Below are 17,653 nucleotides of genomic sequence, written 5' to 3'. Positions count from 1 at the left end.
TAAATGTTTATAAGTCTAGTAAAAATATTAACTTTCTAAATTTATATAAAACGTGTAATATCCAATAAGTTCCTATATAATCAATAAGAAGAATCTTACAAATGGAGGTATGAAAATGACGATTTTAAGTAATATTGGTGCAGCTTTATTTTTTATTGCTTTTATTCTTTTAATCTTATGTATTATTTCATTCTTTAAGAAAAATGGAAAAGCAAAACAATATGGACGTCCTACCGTTATTCTTTTTATGATTTCTATTATATTAATAACGGCCGGTACAACAAAATCGGAACACCCCGTCGTCGCAGTTTTTTTCTACTTTAAGTTTCATTCTATTTATATTCTTCCTTGTTCTAGCAATCTTATCTGTTATTAAGAAAACAGGTGTAGCGAAAAAACAATTTATTATTACAGCCGTATTATTTGTCATTTTTGTTGCGCTATCAGGTATTTCAGATCCTTCTTCTGAAAAAACGACAGCAACTAGTACAAAAGTTGCTTCTAACAATGAAGAACAGAAAGATAGCGAAAAGAAAAAAGAGGCGGACGAAAAAACTCAAAAGCAAGAAGATGAGAAGCGTCTAGCCGATGAACAAGCTCGTAAGCAAGAGGATGAAAAACGTCAGGCTGATGAACAAGCCCGTAAACAACAAGAAGAGCAAAAACGTCTAGCCGATGAACAAGCTCGTAAACAACAAGAAGAGCAAAAACGCCTAGCTGATGAGCAAGCTCGTAAGCAACAAGAAGAGCAAAAACGCCTAGCTGATGAGCAAGCTCGTAAGCAACAAGAAGAGCAAAAACGTCAGGCTGATGAACAAGCTCGTAAGCAACAAGAAGAGCAAAAAGCACAGCAAGCTCAAACACAACCTGCTTCAGGAAATACTAGTAGTGCATATTACAAAAATTGTGCCGCAGTTAGAGCTGCCGGGAAAGCTCCTCTATATAAAGGACAACCAGGTTATGACTCACATCTTGATCGTGATGGCGATGGAGTTGCATGTGAAAAATAGTAGTAAAAAAGAAGCTTCTAGTAAGCTTCTTTTTTATTATCAGAAACTATTATGACGAATTCCCTCTCCCTCTTCCTTTTATAAAACTCATTTGATTATCCTTAAAATTGACACATTATAAGTGATTTCAATCACCACATTGTTTTTCATTTATTGCTATTCTTAATTTAGATATTACATTCAAACTTTATGGAGGCATTCATATGGAACATACATTTACTGAAACTTCTATTGTCGGTGAGATTGTTACACAATTTCCAAAAGCTAGTAATCTTTTTAAATCATATAGAATAGACTTTTGTTGTGGTGGTAATAAACCACTTATTGATGCAATTCATGAAAGAAATTTATCAGCAACAGAAGTACTTACAGAATTAAATACGCTTTATCATAATACGAAACGATTAAATGAATCTGAAATTGATTGGAAAAATGCTTCTTATCGTGAATTGATTGATTATGTTATAAATAAGCATCATCGCTATTTAAATGAAGAATTACCACAGTTAAGTCCGTATGTGACGAAAGTATTACGCGTCCACGGAGCAAGTCAGCCTCACTTAGCTCAAATTCATAAGCTATTTCACGAATTAAAGATGGAATTAGAACAGCATTTAATTAAAGAAGAAACAGAAGATTTCCCATTAATTTTAGAATTTGAACAAAATCCAATTGACGAAAACTATGTGAAATTACGTAAAATAGTAGATGAGTTGGAAAATGAACATAACCACGCAGGCAACATTATTAAAGAACTTCGTAAAGTTACAAATGACTTTACTCCTCCAGAAGGAGCTTGCGGTACTTATCGACTTGTTTACCAACGTCTTGAAGCGCTAGAGTCTGATTTATTTGAGCACATTCATTTAGAAAATAATATTTTATTTCCACGTGCCATTACGAGAGCATAAATAAAGAGCAGGACATGAGTATACATACTTATGTCCTGCTCTTTCATTTGGTAAAGACTATACACATCCCTCTCGAATAAATCCGAATTTTAACAATTTGTGAATCATTATAAAAATGTGATAAACATCACATCTCTTCCTTTTTTGATTTTCTATAATAAAAACATAATCCTTTGTTCAACATTTCACAGAAAAAGGGGAAACGAAAATGAAAAAACGTTTAGTTATGATCGGAAATGGTATGGCTGGCATACGCTGTATGGAAGAAATATTAAAACATGATAGTGATTCATATGAGATTACTATTTTTGGAGATGAACCTCATCCAAACTACAACCGTATTATGCTCTCTCATGTTTTACAAGGCAAAACAAATATGCAAGATATCATTATGAATGAATACAGTTGGTATGAAGAAAACGAAATAACTTTGTATACAAATGAAAAAGTTCAAAGTATTAACCGAGAAGAAAAAATTATTATTACAGAAAAGAATCGTACTCTTACATATGACAAACTCATTATCGCAACAGGTTCTAGTGCTTTTATTTTGCCTGTAGAAGGTTCCACTCTCCCTGGTGTAACAGGATTTCGAACAATTGAAGATACACAATTTATGATTGATACCGCTAATGAAAAGAAAAAGGCTGTTGTCATTGGTGGTGGGTTACTTGGTTTAGAAGCCGCAAGAGGTCTTATTGACTTAGGGATGGACGTACATGTTGTTCATTTAATGCCAAACTTAATGGAGCAACAACTAGATACGAAAGCAGCTTCTCTTCTGCGCGAAGATTTAGAAGCGCAAGGCATGAAATTTCTAATGGAAAAGAAAACTGTAAAAATTCTTGGTACAGACCATGTTGAGGGCATTCAATTTGAAGATGGTGAAGTTGTAGATTGTGATTTAATCGTAATGGCTGTCGGAATACGCCCAAATACGCAAATAGCAAAAGATGCCGGTTTAATTGTAAATCGCGGTATTGTAGTCAATGACTATATGCTAACAAATGATGAGTCCATTTATGCAGTTGGAGAATGTGCAGAGCATGACGGTATCGCATATGGACTTGTTGCTCCTCTTTATGAACAAGGTGCGATACTAGCAAAACATATAACAAATTTACAAACTGATGGATATTCGGGCAGTATCGTCGGTACGCAATTAAAAGTTGCAGGTTGTGATTTATTCTCTGCTGGTCAAATTTATGAAGATGATCAAACGAAAGCAATATCAATCTTTGATGAATGTAAACGTTCCTATAAAAAAGTATTAATTCGTGATAATAAAGTCGTCGGTATCGTTTTATATGGTGACACAGCTGACGGTACACGTCTCTTTAGCATGTTAAAGAAGGAAGAAGATATACAAGAATATACACCAGCTTCCCTTCTTCACAAAGCTGGTGAAGAAAGTGAATTTGACGTTGCTACAATGAGTGCGGATGACACGATTTGTGGATGTAATGGTGTTACGAAAGGTTCAATCGTTCACGCCATTTTAGAACAAGAGTTAACGACTTTTGAAGAAGTTAAAGGCTGTACGAAAGCCGCAGGTTCTTGTGGTAAATGTCGTCCACTTGTGGAACAAGTTTTATCTCATACACTTGGAGATGCTTTTGATGCCTCAGCGCAATCTGCCGGTATGTGTGGATGTACACCTTTATCCCGTGATGAAGTCGTAGCAGCCATTCACGAGAAAGGCTTAAAATCTCCAAAAGAAGTACGAAATGTTCTTGGTTTTGCACATGAAGACGGCTGTTCGAAATGCCGCCCTGCTTTAAACTACTATTTACGTATGGCGATTCCAGAAGAATATGAAGATGATAAATCGTCCCGTTTCGTTAATGAAAGAATGAATGGTAACATCCAGCACGATGGTACATTCTCTGTTATTCCACGTATGTACGGAGGCGTTACAACAGCTGATGATTTAATGAAAATTGCTGAAGTTGCGAAGAAGTATGATGTTCCACTTGTGAAAATTACCGGTGCAAGCCGAATTGGCTTATACGGTGTCAAGAAACAAGATTTACCTAACGTATGGGCTGACTTACATATGACTTCGGGGTATGCATATTCAAAATCGCTTCGTAATGTAAAATCATGTGTTGGTTCTCGCTTCTGCCGTTTCGGTACGAAAGATTCATTAGGACTTGGTATGCTCCTTGAACAATCATTAGAAATGGTAGATACACCTCATAAAATGAAGATGGGTGTAACGGGCTGTCCGCGTAACTGTGCGGAAGTACTGACGAAAGATTTTGGCGTTGTTTGTGTCGAAAATGGATACCAACTTTATATTGGCGGAAATGGTGGTACAGAAGTACGTGAAGCTGATTTTGTAATGATTGTCCCTACTGAAGATGATGTCCTTCGCATCGCTGCAGCTTACATGCAATATTATCGTGAAACTGGTATTTACGGAGAGCGTACCGCCTACTGGACAGAACGTTTAGGCTTCGATCACATAAAAGAAATACTACAAGATGCAAGTATGGTTACTACGTTAAATGAACGTTTCCAAACAGCTCGTAGAACATATACGGAAGCATGGGGACAAGCACTAGAAACGAAATCATTAAAAGCGATGTATGAAGTAGAAACTGTGAAATAAGGAGCTGTGATCTAAATGATACACACGAAAGAAAAAATAAAAGTTATGCGTGCGGAAGATCTTGCTATTCAAATCGGTAAAGAAGTGCAAATGAAAGGTATGTCTATCGCCCTATTCCGCCTTTCAAATGGCGATATTCGAGCTGTAGAAAATCGTTGTCCTCATAAAAACGGACCGTTAGCAGAAGGGATTGTGTCTGGAGAATTCGTCTTTTGTCCACTGCATGATTGGAAAATCTCACTACTAACAGGTGAAGTTCAAAAACCTGATGACGGCTGTATTCAAACATACGAAGTAGAAGTTATTGACGGTGACATTTATTTATACATGTAATTTTCGAAAGGAAGCCTCCTCTGGCTTCCTTTTAAATAAAAATTGATGAGGTGCAATTATGAACGGATATGTATATTTAGTTGGTGCAGGACCAGGTGATGAAGGGCTTATTACAAAAAAAGCGATAGAGTGTTTAAAACGTGCAGATATTGTTTTATATGACCGTTTACTAAACCCTTTCTTTCTTAGCTATACAAAACAAACATGTGAACTTATGTATTGCGGAAAAATGCCAAAGAATCATATTATGCGGCAAGAAATAATTAACGCACACCTTCTTCAATTTGCGAAAGAGGGCAAAATTGTTGTCCGATTAAAAGGCGGAGATCCATCTATTTTTGGCCGTGTTGGTGAAGAAGCAGAAACTTTAGCAGCAGCAAATATTCCATATGAAATTGTACCAGGCATTACATCTAGCATCGCCGCTAGTAGCTATGCAGGTATTCCCCTCACCCACCGTGACTACAGTAATAGTGTCACTTTATTAACCGGACATGCAAAAGGTCCCTTAACCGATCATGGAAAATATAATTCATCTCACAATAGCGACACGATTGCCTACTACATGGGTATAAAAAACTTACCTACAATTTGTGAAAACTTACTACAAGCAGGAAAAAAAGAAGATACGCCAGTAGCAGTCATTGAATGGGGTACAACTGGTAAACAGCGCGTTGTCACAGGGACACTGTCTACCATTGTTTCTATTGTCAAAAACGAAAATATTTCTAATCCTTCTATGACAATTGTTGGTGATGTTGTTACTTTGCGGAATCAAATCTCTTGGAAAGAACGTAAACCATTGCACGGCAAGAAAGTTTTATTTGCAGCTGCAACAAATAAAAAAAGCGCAATAAAGCAAAAGTTACAAGAGTCCGGTGCAGAAATATATCAAATTCCAACTTTCAAAAAGAAAGAATACACAGTAACCTCTGAACAAATCAATAAGATTTTTAACGTTGATCGTCTTGTATTTTGTTCCGCTGACAGTGTAGACATCTTAATGCAATCATGCAGTAAATATCATAAAGATATTCGTTCCTTACAGGCAGAACTTCAGTATATGAACCTTTCTATTCAAGAAAAGCTCATGCAATATGGATTGTTCAGTAAACCTGCGCAATTTTCTTCGAATTCAACGATTTATTTAGGACGAAACATTAACCGAATTGCTGTTATTCAAGAAAAAATTGGTGCTGGTTCCTATATGATGACTCATGAGTACACAATTGATCATCGCTTCGATGAAATTCATTCACGTATTCTTTCTGAATTCTCATGGGATAGCATTGTATTTGAAGGTCGTGCTTCTATTGATACGTTTCTAGCAGAAATAAAACGCCTTGGCTTTATCAATATTCTTACTCTCCCATTCTCGTATACCGACGTTCCAACTTTACACTATGCAAATAAAGTTGGGTTTCATAACGTAGATCATCAATTACAAGAAACTCTTATGAAGAAAGACATGGTGAGACAATGAAAGGAATTGTATATGTTGGACATGGAAGCCGGCTACAAGAAGGTAATGAACAATTCATTCAATTTATTCAATCTGTTATGAAAGAGCGAAACGAAAGAATTCAAAAAATAGCTTTTCTAGAACTAACGACACCTACTATTTCGGATGCAGTTACAGAAACGATAATAGAGGGAGTAACTGAAATAATGATTGTACCTGTTTTATTATTTGCAGCAGCTCACTATAAACGTGATATTCCTTTGGAGATAGCGAAAATGAAAAATCAATATCCACATATCTCATTTTCAGTTGTACAACCTTTTAGTACGCATCCGCATATGGTTGAACTTGTAGTGAAAAGAATACGTGAAACTATGCCAATGCAAGGTAGTAGTGTTTTACTCGTAGGGAGAGGTAGTAGTGATTTTCAGCCGATACATGAGTTACAACAAATCGGAGCAGCTGTCGAACAAAAACTCAGTCTACCAGTATCATGCTCCTTTTTAACGAAAGGAACGCCCTCTTTTACTGCTGAGCTAAAGACTATAACATCAACTGCATCCCATGTATATGTCATGCCCTACCTTCTCTTTACCGGATTATTGCTTCAAAAAATTAAGTTGTATACAAAAAAATACGATCACGTGACGACTTGTAATTGCCTACAGTTTGATACATATATGAAATTAACATTGTTAGAACGAATGGAGGAATGCATATATGTATAACATGTACCCCCTTATGTTTAATCTGCAAAATAAAGTGGTCGTTATCATTGGTGGAGGTAAAATTGCATATCGAAAAGCGTCTGGATTAAAAGATACAGGCGCTTTCGTCACCGTTATTAGCCCCGAGATTTGCGAGGAAATGAAAGAACTTCCTTATATTACTTGGAAGCAAAAAACTTTTAGTAATGATGATATTAAAGATGCTCATCTAATTTATGCAGCTACAAATCAACATGCTGTAAATATGATGGTCAAACAGGCCGCTCATGATTTCCAGTGGGTTAACGTTGTAAGTGATGGTACAGCATCATCGTTTCACACACCTGGCGTTATACGAAATGATGAATATGTTGTCACTATTTCGACTTCAGGTAAGGACCCATCGTTTACGAAGCGTATGAAACAGGAATTAACTTCTGTCCTTCCTAAACTTATAAAAAGACTTTCTCGTACTCATAAAATGTAATCTATCACTTAGCTAAAATAGGAATTAACTGTGAACAAACGTTTTTTAGAGGCGTTTGTTCTTTTTGCTTTAGTTTCGTTTTTTAGGATCAGACAAACAATTGGACAAGAATCTGTGAAGAAAAATAACGGCAACAATTACGGACAAAAAAGCAGTTGCTTGAGAGCAACTGCTTCAATACAGGTTTTATATTGGATATTCATTCAACCAAATTAGCGCTTGTTCATAATCATCAAAAAATCTCACAGATTCTTTCGTATTAGATTGTTGTAAATAATCCATTATCTCCCCCTCTTCAAGGAGAAATGCAATTGCCTTACTGTTATTCAAAATGATTTCATTGAAGAACTTCTCTTTCCATACTTTTTGAACAGAAAAATGATTTGGCGTGTATCCTTTTCTATCCACCAACAATTTGTATTTCCGCCCTTCAGAAATGAATTGCTGACAAACCTGCTCAAAACCATTAAACCATTCATACACATCATCTGTTTTTATATTGCCAACTAGATGGGTAACAATTATATCTCCTGAAACTGTTGTGCTGATATTCTGTTTACTCAACTTGGAATCCCCCTTAGTTACAATTTTGCGGAAAAACCGCATAAAATCAATAAAGAAAAATTTCTTACTTGACACTCCCCACCCCACCGCTATCAAACTAAGCTCATGTAACGTCAATTATAAGCGAAATTGTGTCTAAGCTACTTGATTATCAGACATGGTACAATTGTAAACGATACCCAATATATCATAGACTGTTTTCTTCTCATATCTATGGGATTTCCGCCATCATTTACCGCCTCAAATCTATTCGTTTTAACACGTATATTCAAAACAAAATATATGACAAATAAATAACGACAGTTACTGTAATAATGCTGAAAAGTGTTGAAAATAAAACGATTTGTGCATGTAATTCAGGCTCTATTTGATATTCCATAGCAATGGTTGATGTATTTCTTGAAGTAGGAAAAGAACTTGCAATAAATAATGATTGTGCAACAATACCATCGATGTTTATTATGTATATTACGGCAAGTGCTAATAATGGTCCCATCAGTAACCTTCCAATTAAAGCCCATGTTATGACTCGATGGAAAAAATTAAGCTTAATGTTGGATAATTGTGCCCCTAGCAATATGAGTGCTATTGCAACAAAACCATTCGCAAGCTGATTAAGAGGAATAAAGATAGAATTAGGTATTTGAATTGTAAAAGATTGAAAGAAAACCCCTAATACGAGTGCATGAAATACAGGCAGTCTTAGAAATGATTGAATAATACCTCCGATTGTTTTTGTTGCTGATAGTAAGTTATATATCCCATATGAATAAGTTAAAAGATTCTGGAAAATAACAATAAAAATTTGAATGGAAACCCCCACTGGATTGTGACTGAAAATCAATTGACTTACTGGTAACCCATAATTACCGGAATTCATTAACGAAATGCTATTTTTTAGAGCTGCACTTTCTCCTTTTTCTAACTTTAATATTTTTGAAATGAAATGACTTACTATAATCAGACTCAGACTATAAAGCATTAAATAGTATATTATCTGGAGCAACAAACCTGTTTCTATACGAATATCATATATATTCACAAATACAGCCGCTGGCATTAAGCAATAAGTAATAAGTGTAGATAGCTGCTTTAAGTTAAATTGGAACTTTCTTTGTAAGATTGCACCAATTAGCATCAATATTAATATCGGTAATATTACGTCTAATATAATAAATACAAACATTTAAAACCTCATTCTAAATATATTTTAGTTGGATTAAACGCTTTACTAAATGTGGACACATTTCATTCATCGGAAAACACCCTTAGTTCTCAATAATCAGAAAACTGAAATCGATAATATGAAAATGCTCATCAAAAATTCTTATTTCATTTCCCTCCCCTCTCTTTTCTTTAACATATCAAATATAACTCATAAAGAAAATTATGGATTATTTATACAAATTCATAATTTTATCTTATTGAACTAAACTGTATTCTTTAGTGTAGTACTTTTTTCACAATATCCGTTAGCCTTACCAAAAAATTTGGCCCTAAAAAAATCTGATACTGCAGTTACTATGCGAAGAATACTTACATCAATCCCATACTTGTCGCTTAAACCACCTAACACACCTGATACTTGTTTATCTTGAGTGGACTTATATTTTTTTCATCTAAACATCCCGATTCAATTAAATATTTGCATTCTAAAAATGAGTTCGATCTTTAGAATAGATTTAAGATTTCCTTCACTAATCTACCCTTTAAATGAATAACTTTTGACTTCTATATTTTAAAATAAAATTCCATAAGCCTTCTGTTTTTCATTTTAAAAACACATTCTTATAGAAAACAAGCGTTTATTGAGATATCAATAAAAACATGTTGAAGCCTATTACTAAAAGAACCATCCCAATATACTTTGGGATGGTTCTTTTTCCTTATTAATGATTCTTTAACATCACTAACAATTTCTCTTGGCTATACATCCATACTGTAATGATTAAACAAGCAAGTGCGACTTCTGATAGCGCCATAAATCCAATTGCATAATGACCTGTTAATTGGAATAGTAATGTTAAAATTAGCGGTGGGAAGAATCCTCCTAGTCCACCTAAAGCTGATACGAGACCATTTACAATACCAGCTTGTTCTGAGAAATACATTGGAACGAGTTTGAAGATTGTACCATTACCAATCCCTGCACAAAATGCTACTAGTAAGCAACCAAATGTATACACGTTCATACTTGGCATAAACGATAAAATAATACCTGAAAGTGTTAAACCGATAAATACGAAGATTAATATTTTAAATGGATTAAACTTATCACCGAGCCAACCACCAATCGGGCGCATAATTGTTGCGAGTACGATGAATCCGGCTGTCCGCATACCTGCATCTACTTTCTCTAATCCGAAGTGAGATACTAGAAAGTTTGGTAAGTATACTGTAAATGCGACAAATGATCCGAATGTTAAAAAGTAAAAGATACATAAAAACCAAAGTTTCTCATTTTTATATACACCTTTTATTTGTTCCATTAGTGGTGTATTCACTTTTTTCTCCTTACGATCACCTAATAAAAAGTTCATAAGTGCAAACGCTGCAAGTAAAACTAAATAACATTGTACTGTCGTTCTCCAGCCAACTGAAGTTGCAATGACAGGTGCTAAAAACGAAGTAATTGCTGTTCCGGCGTTACCGACACCGTAAATACCATTTACAAAACCGTGACTCTCTTTCGGAAAGTATTTTGGTAAAGAAGTTACTCCTACAGAGAATACAGCACCACCGATTCCTACAAATAATCCACCAATAATTAAATCCATCATAGAATTGGCAACACTAATATAAAAAACAGGAAATAATAATAGAATAAAACTAATAAAGAATAATTTTCTTGCTCCGAAACGATTCGTCCAATAACCAATTGGAATACGAAGAATAGAGCCTAAAATAACAGGTACTGCTGTGACCATAGAAATTTGTCCCGCAGTTAATGGAATATCCGCTTTAATATAAGGCATTAATGATGATAAAATGACCCATACCATAAAACCGATAATTAGATTAGAAGTTTGTAAACTTAATTGAAAATTAGGACTTTTCATTCTGTTCCCTCCTATGTATGCATAGTTATATTCATTCTCTCCAGCCTAATCACGTCCTAACATGATTAGGCTGAAAAGAATCAACCACCACTTACTGGCGGAATCATTGCTACGATATCGCCAGTTTGAATGATGTCATTCTCATTTGCATACTCTTCATTTATCGCGACCATAATCTCGTTTGAAATTGCTATGTTGTATTTCTTAATGAGTACTTCCTTCAGCTTCGCAACTGTAATATTTTCACAATCTATGTGCAATGACGACTTACTTACTTCTTCCTGTAAATGTGCAAATAATAGCACTTCAATCATATTCTCATCTCCTTTCTAGGCTCACCATTTGCATATGTTACCCTCTCTAACTGATCACCTATCCATGACTCACCATCTTCCCAAAACTCTTTCTTCCAAATTGGAACAATTTGTTTAATACGCTCCATAATATATTCGTTCGCCTCATAGGCAGCTTTCCGGTGTGGTGTAGAAACAGCAACGACAACAGCAAGATCAGAAATTTGTAATGTACCAATGCGATGTGTAATAGCGACATATATCCCCGGCCAATTCTCTCCTACTTCAGTGCCAATTCTCTCAAGCTGTTTCTCCGCCATTGTCTTATAAGCTACATACTCTAAACAAAGTGTACGTCGACCTTTCGTAAATTCTCTAACAGTACCAATAAAAGTAGTAACCGCACCACACTCACGACGAATTACTTTGTTTGTAACTTCTTCAATTGAAATAGGTGTATCAATTACTTCATAATACGTATGTGTCATTTTGCACCTCTTATCTTTATATAAGTTAGCAACCTATTTTTCTATTACTTGTATGATCGAAGCGGCTCTTCCCACGGCCACTCACTTCCGTTGTTTGATTCTAATAACAGTACCGAAACAGTAATTCCAGCTTTAAATCCTCTCGTTCCCCCTGGCAAAACGATAAATGCATTCGCTTCTGCAAGTGAAGAAATTGCGCTAGATTTATCTAAACCAACTGGTGTAACTTGTAATTGCCCATCTACAATTTCCACTCTCCCTCTTACAAAACGAGTAAATGGGTTTGCTTTCGGAAAGTCTTTTTGTAAAATTGCCTCTGCACGATATATGTGCGAATCTTCCCTATGCAAGTATTTTCCAATCACTGGTCTAACATATAATTCACAACCGACATAACAAGCAGAAGGATTACCAGATAGACCAAATAGTAATTTTCCTTCTACCTCAGCTACAGTTGTCACACTTCCTGGTCGCATCGCTATTTTGTCAAAAAGTACATTAGCTCGTAATCTCTCATAGATGGCAGGTAAATAGTCATAGTCTCCTACTGAAACACCACCAGTTGTAATTAATATATCAACTTCTTTTATCGCCTTTTTTACAGTGTTATAACACGTCTCAAAATCGTCAGCGAATTGCCCATAATACTGTACAATCCCCCCTGCTCGTTCAATTTGAGCAGCTATCATATAGGAGTTACTATTTCGAATCTTCCCTGGCTTTAATTTTTCATGTACTTCAAGCAGTTCGCTACCCGTCGTTACAATTCCAATCACTGGTTGTTTTATAACATATACCGTACTATAACCAAACGTAGCAAGAAGTGCTGCTACTCCAGGATTAATAACAGTCCCTTCTTTCACAAGGATAGTATTTTGTTTTACATCTTCACCTTTAAAAGAAATGTTATCACCGGCTGTGAAACAGCGTTTTAATGTCATATAAGTCTTTTCGTTTTTTTCAAATCCTTCCGTTAGTTCTAACATAACAACCGCATTACACCCTCTCGGAATTGCGGCTCCTGTCATAATACGGACAGCTTGAAATGCTTTCACTTCTTCTGTAAAAACAACCCCTGCTCCAATTTCACCAATTACTTCAAACTGAATAGGGTTACTACTACTTGCTTCTTTCGTATCTTCTGATCGAATCGCAAACCCGTCGTACGGAGAGCGATCAAAATGCGGGACATCATGATCTGCAATAACATCTTCTCCAAGCGTTCTTCCGTAACTTTCTATAAGAGAAACCTCTTCTGTTTCACCTTGATGAGCATATTTCATTACTCGTGCAACTGCTTCTGCCACTGGAATCGGTATACGTTTTGCTAACATTCTTTTTCACCTCGTTTTAATAAGGGGGAAACTCTCTCTGTTCATCCTATATATTTTGCGTACAATCGTTTTGCTATTTTCACATCACTTGTCCCATGAATAAATGCCCTACCGTCTGTAAATAAAACGAAACGATATTCATCAATTAGAAATGATAGTAAGTACGGCGTTTTTTGGACATGTACAATTTTTTGTAATCTTTTTTGGATTTCGTTTAAATTTAGAACTCTCTTTATTCCTGAACGGATTTGAACTGTATTCCGTCCGCATAGCACCTCCGTTTTCACCTGTGATTCAAATGTTAAACTTGGGTACGTACGTGTATTTCCGCAAGATGGACATGTACTTTTTTTCTGTTTATTTACTTTTAATGAGAGAAATTGATTGTTCCAAATATCAAATGATAACATTGTTCCTCGTAGCGTCTCGAAATCATCCACCAATATTTTCATTGCTTCTGTCACTTGGTGAGCAACAACCATCTGTACAGCTGGCTGAATAATTCCCGCTGTATCACATGTTGCACCGCCCATCGGATGATCCATTAAGCAGCGAAAACATGGTGTTTTTCCTGGAAGACTTGTATACGTTACACCGTAACCTCCAACGCATCCACCGTATATCCAAGGTATATTTTCTTTTTGTGAAATATCATTTATAAGTAGGCGCGTATCGAAGTTGTCAGTGGCATCTATAATGAGATCCACTTCTTTTGTTAACTCTTCTATTTCTTGCATTGTGACATCCATTACAACTGGTACAATTTCCACTTCAGAATTAATCTTTCTTACATGTTCTGCCGCTGCAATTGCTTTTGGTTTGCATTGTTTTGCATCTTCTTCTGTATATAACTGTTGCCGTTGTAAATTACTCCATTCGACATAGTCACGATCGGCAATTGTCAATTTCCCAATTCCCATCCTAGCGAGTGCTTCTGCATTCGCAGCCCCTATTGCACCCGCACCGATTAAGAGCACATGCTTTTCTCTTATTTTTCTTTGTCCCATTTCACCAATTCCAGAAAACAACACTTGTCTTGAATAACGCTCTTGCATAAGAAATCCTCCTTTCACTATCCACCAATGTAAGACATTTCAACTTTTGGACGTTTACTTGCACTCTCAACCGTTCTTTCATCTGAATATCGATCTGTTCTATATCGCCATGTATGTTGTAAAATTTTTAATAGTGAGGCATCAGAAATATTTTCTCGAAGAAGCGTTCGCAAATCCGTTCCTTTTTCTCCAAATAGGCACGTAAAAAACTTACCATCTGCCGAAATACGTGCTCTCGTACAAGAAGAACAAAATGACTCAGAAACAGAAGTAATAAATCCCACTTCTGCATTACTCCCTACATATCGATACAATTTCGCAACCTCTCCAAAGTAACGAGGCTGAGCGGGCTCAATTGGATATACACGATTAATTTTCTCTATTAATTGTTCCTTCGTAACGACTTGCTCAAAGTTCCATCCGTTCGTACTGCCTACATCCATAAACTCAATGAAACGTAACTGTATTTCTTGTTCTTTAAAATAACGAACCATAGGAAGAATTTGACTATCATTCATCCCTTTTTTTACGACCATATTTACCTTTACTTCTAATCCAGCTTCCTTCGCTGCTTCAATTCCTTTCAGTACAGGTTTCGTACTTACATTTCTTCCATTAATTTTTTGGAAGACATGATCCTCTATTGCATCTAAACTAATATTCACACGCTTTAATCCTGCTTCTTTTAGCGCCTTAGCTTGTTTTGCTAAATGAATTCCGTTTGTTGTGAGTCCAATATCTTGTAAGCCTTCTAGATTTGTAAGTCTTGCAATTAACGTCGATAAGTCTTTACGCAATAAAGGTTCACCGCCAGTAAGCCTAATTTTATTAACTCCCATACTTATAAATAATCTCGCTAACCTTTCTATTTCATCGAACGTTAATAAAAGCTCTTCCTTTAAAAAAGCGTAATCAGGTCCGAACACTTCAGCAGGCATACAGTATGTACACCTAAAATTACAACGATCAATAACTGAAATACGTAAATCTTGAAGTGGCCGCTTTAAAGAATCTTTTATGTTCTTGTGCATCTCTATCCCTTCTTTTCTGCTGCAATCCTTAGTAAGCTTTCATTTTTTTATTTGCCTTTATTATAAAAAAGAAGCTACATATTCAATGTGACTTTTCTCACATCACTTTCCCCATTCAAAAACTTTTCACAAATCCGTTCGTATTTTGTTCACATCTTCAGGCCATACTCTTTACGGTCATTGAAATTTTACATTATTTTTAAAATAGCTCTTGCATTTTCATCATATTTACACTCAAAATAGGAAATGTATTGCTTATAAGAAGAAAGGTGATTGCTGTGGCAAACAGTATGACATTATCTCAAGATTTAAAAGAATTACTTGCATCTGTTGAATATAAAATGCAAATTAAAAAAGGTAGTTTTATTTTTCAGGAAGGTATGGAGGCAACCGAACTCTATATCATCCACTCAGGAAAAGTACAAATTAGTAAACTTAGTGCTGACGGACAAGAACTAACACTTCGAATTTGTTCGGCATACGACATTATTGGAGAATTAACATTGTTCACGGATAATGCGAAGTATTTATTAAATTCAAAATGCCTTGAAGATGTTGAAGTAGGCGTTATAAAGCGTGAAGCGTTAGAAAAAGAATTACTCCAAAAACCAGCTCTTGTATTTGAATTTATGAAATGGATTAGTGAACATTTAAGAAGAATGCAAACGAAGTTCCGAGATTTAGTATTACACGGCAAAAAAGGTGCCCTGTATTCTACCCTTATACGAATGACAAATAGTTACGGTATATTAAAAGAAAATGGGATTCTCATCGATTTACCATTAACAAATCAAGAACTTGCTAATTTCTGTGCAACTTCACGTGAAAGTGTAAATCGAATGTTAAATGAATTAAAAAAGCAAGGTACAATTTCAATTCATAAAGGAAAGATTACAATCCACGATTTACAATTTTTAAAATGTGAAATTGCTTGTGAAGATTGCTCTGCTTCTGTTTGTAGCATTGATTAGCGTCTTATTTAGATACTTATACCTACAAAGAAAGCCGAGGTCTCCAATTAGATCTCGGCTTTCTTTATAAATTACGAAACATATAAAACTAAATTATTTTTTCAGCTCATTAGGAATACGTCTTCTGTAAATTACATAGCTACGGCTTATATATTTAATTGGGGCACTAAATACGTGTACCAGTCTAGTAAATGGCCATACTGCGAAAAGCCCCATTCCCGCAAGAATATGAATTTTAAACCATACTGGTACTTCCATCATATATTCAACTTTCGGTTGGAAAATAAAGAGACTTCGGAACCAAGGGCCAATTGTTGTACGATAATCAAATCCTTTTGAATCGATATTTAAAAATGTTGAAGAAAGTCCTGCTAGCATTACGATAAGTAATAAAATAAGCGCAATATAATCTCCCTTTGTACTCGTTGCAATGATACGTTTTACAGTTACGCGGCGGTACGTTAATATAATTAAACCGATGATAGAAGCAACACCTGCCGGAAGACCAAAACTAATTGCTACTACATGATACATATGCTCAGAAATACCTATTGAACGGTATACAGCTTCTGGAATTAAAATCCCCATAACATGACCGCCAATTACGAACATAATCCCAAAGTGGAATAATAGACTTCCGATTCGGAGCATTTTCTTTTCTAATAGTTCACTAGATTTTGATGTCCATCCAAATTGATCATAGTTGTATCTAAAAATATGTCCACCGATAAAGATTGCAAAAATGATATAGGGAAACAATACCCATAGAAATTGATCCATCATTTTAACAACTCTCCTTTCTAATTTGTCTGTACACCCCATGTATCGATAGCGAGTAGAACAGCCGCAAGAATTGGTTTATACATACTACCTGCTTCTTTTAACTGAACGTGTAATGCTTGTATGTTCTCCTTGTATTTACTCATAATTGGTTCACTGTCTTGCTCATTTGCATTTGCAAAAAACTCAAGCAATAGCGGTAAATAATCAGGTAATTCTTTATCTGTTACTTCAAAACCTGATTTTTTATAATGCTGTTTTAACTCTAGTAATTCAATACCTCTTTCTCTTTGTTCACCAGTGTTCATATAAGTAAGATACATATTTGTTTTCTTACCAAAATCGAATGTATATACGTAACTATCAATGAGTTGATCATTCGTTTTATTTAGCGCTTGTTTTATAAATGTTGCAAGTGAAGCTTTAACATCGTCCTGTTCAATCGCTTCAATCTCTTCTAGTAATTCAGTTAAAGCTTCCCTCCACCCTAGTTCAGGATAGGAGAGAAGGAATGAAGAACAAGAAAAAGCAGTTTGTAAACTTTGTTTCATATT

At 35.4% G+C, this 17,653-nt stretch carries 17 protein-coding genes and 2 pseudogenes; 8 read left to right on the top strand and 11 right to left on the bottom strand.

The window, feature by feature from the left end; translation table 11 throughout:
- Positions 1-115 precede the first annotated feature (115 nt).
- The 7 genes and pseudogenes from BC_RS10715 (at position 116) to BC_RS10685 (ending at position 7,524) form a co-directional block, all read left to right on the top strand.
- Positions 116-1,010: pseudogene (locus BC_RS10715) on the top strand (excalibur calcium-binding domain-containing protein).
- A 203-nt stretch (positions 1,011-1,213) separates the two neighbouring features.
- Complete coding sequence (gene ric / locus BC_RS10710; protein ID WP_000401371.1) at positions 1,214-1,921, top strand: iron-sulfur cluster repair di-iron protein; 708 nt, start codon at positions 1,214-1,216, stop codon at positions 1,919-1,921.
- Positions 1,922-2,129: 208 nt separating this feature from the next.
- Positions 2,130-4,535: an NADPH-nitrite reductase large subunit gene (gene nirB / locus BC_RS10705; protein WP_000746941.1), complete on the top strand. Its 2,406-nt coding sequence runs from the start codon at positions 2,130-2,132 to the stop codon at positions 4,533-4,535.
- 15 nt (positions 4,536-4,550) lie between these two features.
- Positions 4,551-4,868: a nitrite reductase small subunit NirD gene (gene nirD / locus BC_RS10700; RefSeq protein WP_000581982.1), complete on the top strand. Its 318-nt coding sequence runs from the start codon at positions 4,551-4,553 to the stop codon at positions 4,866-4,868.
- Between the two features lie 58 nt (positions 4,869-4,926).
- Positions 4,927-6,351 (top strand): uroporphyrin-III C-methyltransferase, encoded by a 1,425-nt coding sequence (locus BC_RS10695; protein WP_001014945.1) that lies wholly within the window; start codon positions 4,927-4,929, stop codon positions 6,349-6,351.
- A complete protein-coding gene (locus tag BC_RS10690; RefSeq protein ID WP_000676478.1) occupies positions 6,348-7,058 on the top strand; it encodes a sirohydrochlorin chelatase in 711 nt (236 codons plus the stop codon). Before BC_RS10695 ends, BC_RS10690 begins: the two co-directional genes overlap by 4 nt.
- Positions 7,051-7,524 carry a precorrin-2 dehydrogenase gene (locus BC_RS10685; RefSeq protein WP_000282590.1) on the top strand — a complete coding sequence of 158 codons (474 nt, stop codon included), beginning with the start codon at positions 7,051-7,053 and terminating at the stop codon, positions 7,522-7,524. The genes BC_RS10690 and BC_RS10685 overlap by 8 nt, the downstream gene beginning before the upstream one ends.
- Positions 7,525-7,710: 186 nt before the next feature.
- Here the strand turns inward: BC_RS10685 and BC_RS10680 are convergent, their stop codons facing one another.
- The 9 genes and pseudogenes from BC_RS10680 to moaA all read right to left on the bottom strand — a co-directional run bounded on the left by BC_RS10680 (position 7,711) and on the right by moaA (position 15,348).
- Entirely contained in the window at positions 7,711-8,130 is a 420-nt protein-coding gene (locus BC_RS10680; protein WP_073339619.1) for an STAS/SEC14 domain-containing protein, read from the bottom strand.
- Positions 8,131-8,356: 226 nt separating this feature from the next.
- Positions 8,357-9,274 (bottom strand): AEC family transporter, encoded by a 918-nt coding sequence (locus tag BC_RS10675; RefSeq protein ID WP_000497497.1) that lies wholly within the window; start codon positions 9,272-9,274, stop codon positions 8,357-8,359.
- A gap of 300 nt (positions 9,275-9,574) precedes the next feature.
- A pseudogene (locus BC_RS28000) lies at positions 9,575-9,703 on the bottom strand (PspC domain-containing protein); the annotation flags it as partial.
- Between the two features lie 274 nt (positions 9,704-9,977).
- A complete protein-coding gene (gene narK / locus BC_RS10665; RefSeq protein WP_000841841.1) occupies positions 9,978-11,147 on the bottom strand; it encodes a nitrate transporter NarK in 1,170 nt (389 codons plus the stop codon).
- 80 nt (positions 11,148-11,227) lie between these two features.
- A complete protein-coding gene (moaD, locus tag BC_RS10660) occupies positions 11,228-11,461 on the bottom strand; it encodes a molybdopterin converting factor subunit 1 (protein ID WP_000573688.1) in 234 nt (77 codons plus the stop codon).
- On the bottom strand, positions 11,458-11,928 hold the full coding sequence (gene moaE / locus BC_RS10655; protein WP_000149962.1) for a molybdopterin synthase catalytic subunit MoaE: 471 nt from the start codon (positions 11,926-11,928) through the stop codon (positions 11,458-11,460). The genes moaD and moaE overlap by 4 nt, the downstream gene beginning before the upstream one ends.
- A 44-nt stretch (positions 11,929-11,972) precedes the next feature.
- The gene (locus BC_RS10650; protein WP_000880215.1) at positions 11,973-13,262 is read right to left on the bottom strand and encodes a molybdopterin molybdotransferase MoeA; all 1,290 of its coding nucleotides are present in this window, start codon (positions 13,260-13,262) and stop codon (positions 11,973-11,975) included.
- Between the two features lie 41 nt (positions 13,263-13,303).
- On the bottom strand, positions 13,304-14,317 hold the full coding sequence (locus tag BC_RS10645; RefSeq protein WP_001158122.1) for a molybdopterin-synthase adenylyltransferase MoeB: 1,014 nt from the start codon (positions 14,315-14,317) through the stop codon (positions 13,304-13,306).
- Between the two features lie 17 nt (positions 14,318-14,334).
- Positions 14,335-15,348: a GTP 3',8-cyclase MoaA gene (gene moaA / locus BC_RS10640; RefSeq protein ID WP_002197699.1), complete on the bottom strand. Its 1,014-nt coding sequence runs from the start codon at positions 15,346-15,348 to the stop codon at positions 14,335-14,337.
- Positions 15,349-15,626: 278 nt separating this feature from the next.
- On the opposite strand from moaA, the gene BC_RS10635 reads away from it, so the two are divergent.
- The gene (locus BC_RS10635; RefSeq protein ID WP_000013857.1) at positions 15,627-16,319 is read left to right on the top strand and encodes a Crp/Fnr family transcriptional regulator; all 693 of its coding nucleotides are present in this window, start codon (positions 15,627-15,629) and stop codon (positions 16,317-16,319) included.
- Positions 16,320-16,412: 93 nt separating this feature from the next.
- Here the strand turns inward: BC_RS10635 and narI are convergent, their stop codons facing one another.
- Positions 16,413-17,102, bottom strand: a complete 690-nt coding sequence (gene narI / locus BC_RS10630) for a respiratory nitrate reductase subunit gamma (RefSeq protein ID WP_000969212.1) — start codon at positions 17,100-17,102, stop codon at positions 16,413-16,415.
- 17 nt (positions 17,103-17,119) lie between these two features.
- Positions 17,120-17,650: a nitrate reductase molybdenum cofactor assembly chaperone gene (gene narJ / locus BC_RS10625; RefSeq protein WP_000814217.1), complete on the bottom strand. Its 531-nt coding sequence runs from the start codon at positions 17,648-17,650 to the stop codon at positions 17,120-17,122.
- Positions 17,651-17,653 lie beyond the last annotated feature (3 nt).

The sequence above is a fragment of the Bacillus cereus ATCC 14579 genome, assembly GCF_000007825.1.
GTDB classification, from domain to species: domain Bacteria; phylum Bacillota; class Bacilli; order Bacillales; family Bacillaceae_G; genus Bacillus_A; species Bacillus_A cereus.
The sequence above is the reverse complement of the archived record's forward strand: the minus strand, read 5'-3'. Positions and strand labels throughout refer to the sequence as shown.